Origin of the sequence: Lichenifustis flavocetrariae (genome assembly GCF_026130545.1) — a bacterium.
Lineage (GTDB): Bacteria > Pseudomonadota > Alphaproteobacteria > Rhizobiales > Beijerinckiaceae > Lichenihabitans > Lichenihabitans flavocetrariae.
Genome location: NZ_JAMOIM010000134.1, coordinates 1 through 1,887, shown reverse-complemented (window position 1 = coordinate 1,887; position 1,887 = coordinate 1). Strand labels below are relative to the sequence as shown.

General features: G+C 58.7%; 3 protein-coding genes. All 3 read right to left on the bottom strand.

The window, feature by feature from the left end:
- Window positions 1–13: 13 nt before the first annotated feature.
- Entirely contained in the window at window positions 14–343 is a 330-nt protein-coding gene (locus tag M8523_RS36680; protein WP_428352063.1) for a Y-family DNA polymerase, read from the bottom strand.
- A 356-nt stretch (window positions 344–699) separates the two neighbouring features.
- A complete protein-coding gene (locus M8523_RS36235; RefSeq protein ID WP_282589634.1) occupies window positions 700–948 on the bottom strand; it encodes a hypothetical protein in 249 nt (82 codons plus the stop codon).
- A gap of 20 nt (window positions 949–968) precedes the next feature.
- Window positions 969–1,406, bottom strand: a complete 438-nt coding sequence (locus M8523_RS36230) for a hypothetical protein (RefSeq protein ID WP_282589633.1) — start codon at window positions 1,404–1,406, stop codon at window positions 969–971.
- Window positions 1,407–1,887 lie beyond the last annotated feature (481 nt).

Genomic DNA, 1,887 nt, shown 5'->3' with positions numbered 1-1,887 from the left:
CTCAAGCGCTCGCTCAGATCTCCAGGTGTGCTCTACCTCTCAGGACGCCCTCCCGCGAGAGCGGGTTCGTCCTTGGGTCGATTGTTGCCATTCCGTGATACGGAGCGGCGTCTGAAATGAGCTTGAGCCTAACGGTCCGATTACAGAAACCGTCATTGTTCGACAGGAGCACGACGGGCCGTCCCCGAAGGCCCGGTTGGAAGACCCGTTCGCAACTGGCGTAGAAGTTGTTGCAATCCACCAGCGCGGGGGGACGGCACGGGTCAGAACCACTGAATCGAAGAGGACAAACCAATCCCAAAGCCGACAGTCGGCGCCCTCGGTGATCTCGCGAAACTGGCATGTTCGTCGGCGAAGCGCCTTATGGAAAGGACCGTCGTCCGGATGGATGAAGCCAGCGGCCCAGGCGTTGCCGCATCGCTTTGGCTCTGGAGTGCAGGCCGACCTGCGAGATGGTAGCGGTAGCCAGAGAGTCGCTGAGTTCGTCGTTTGAGCGACAGGCATCGTTGTGGAGGGTTGATGGGGGCACCTCCGGGCAAGCACTGTTCGTAATGCGTGGTTCGTATGGGTATGCCGTAATGGACATCGCACAAACGTTGGAAAGCCACGTCCGTAAGCCGAAATCGGCTTACGGAGGTGATCTTATATTGACATCACCTCAACCGGCAGCAGCGGATCGCGGGGGCAGCGCACGAATGCTCAAGTCGCGACAAAGAAAATTACGCCGACCACCGCCGCGATGGCGAAAAAGATGCTCGCAACCCTGCAGATCGCCAGACCCGTCGTGAATGCCTCGGGCTGCTCCAATCTTCGGACTGGTGGCCCATGCTGCCACTGCGACCACTCGCGCTTCTCATCGCCACGGATCGTTGCCGCAAAGAGCCACGCTGCGCCTGCTGCGGCGATCGTGAATAGGCTGATTTCGAGGTGACGATGATCGAGCATCATCGGCGTAGCCCATGCAGGGTTTAGGGCGAAAACTGAAACCGTTCGGCCGCCAGCTCCCATCCTGCCGTGTCGGAATGGCAGATGGCGAGCTTGGACGAACGGCCACCTGATCGAGCGATGCCATCCACTGCGAAGATGAACAGTCCACCATCACAATATTCTGTCGTGTCCTGGGTCTGAAGAGCGCATGCCGGCGGCCGAAGGGGCCTGACAGGACCATATTTCCGGGCGGTTGCAACACGCATGGCTGGATCGGCCTCTGGTAGCCAATAGGCTCCGGCCGTGATTGCCGGTAGATCGGCGGCTCTTGCCTCAGAGAGCACATTTGTAGCCTCCTGCAAGGCGAAGGCTTTGGCTTGAGCCAGTTCTGGATAGTCGGATTGCCCACAGCCGGCAATTCCGGCGGAAAGCATAAAAATCGCAGCAACACCCCCTATACACGACGGCCAGGTTTTCACGCGTGTCCTCAAAGGTACTGCCAGTCGGACACGGGCATAGTGTTCTCGTTATGGTCATGGTCGCAAGATCCGAATGCCATGCTCGAATGTGAGAGGGGATTCTGCTTTGCAGAGCCAACCGTTGAAGAACTCTTCTGCTTGCTGCTGTATCTTTCACGCCTACTGCTGCGGGAGATCATTATGACTGACAGGGAACCACAAAGCGGATGGAAGCTGCTAATCTTACTGCGTCATAAGATGAGGTGATGTTGTGTGCTGGTTCGATTGCAGCACGGACATCGAGAGATGCGCTGAACGAGGGCGAGGGTGAGCCGCCGCGCCGCATGGTGGCGATTGAGGTGGGCACGTGGCGCCCTGGCCGGCCCGGCGGAGCCGCAGGGTCAGTGACGGTTGGAAAGGTAAGGTGTAGTAGTTTGTACTTGACCGGACAGACAGCGTCTGGATGTGGTCGGTTTGCACTGCCTGCTGTAATCAGGCGGCG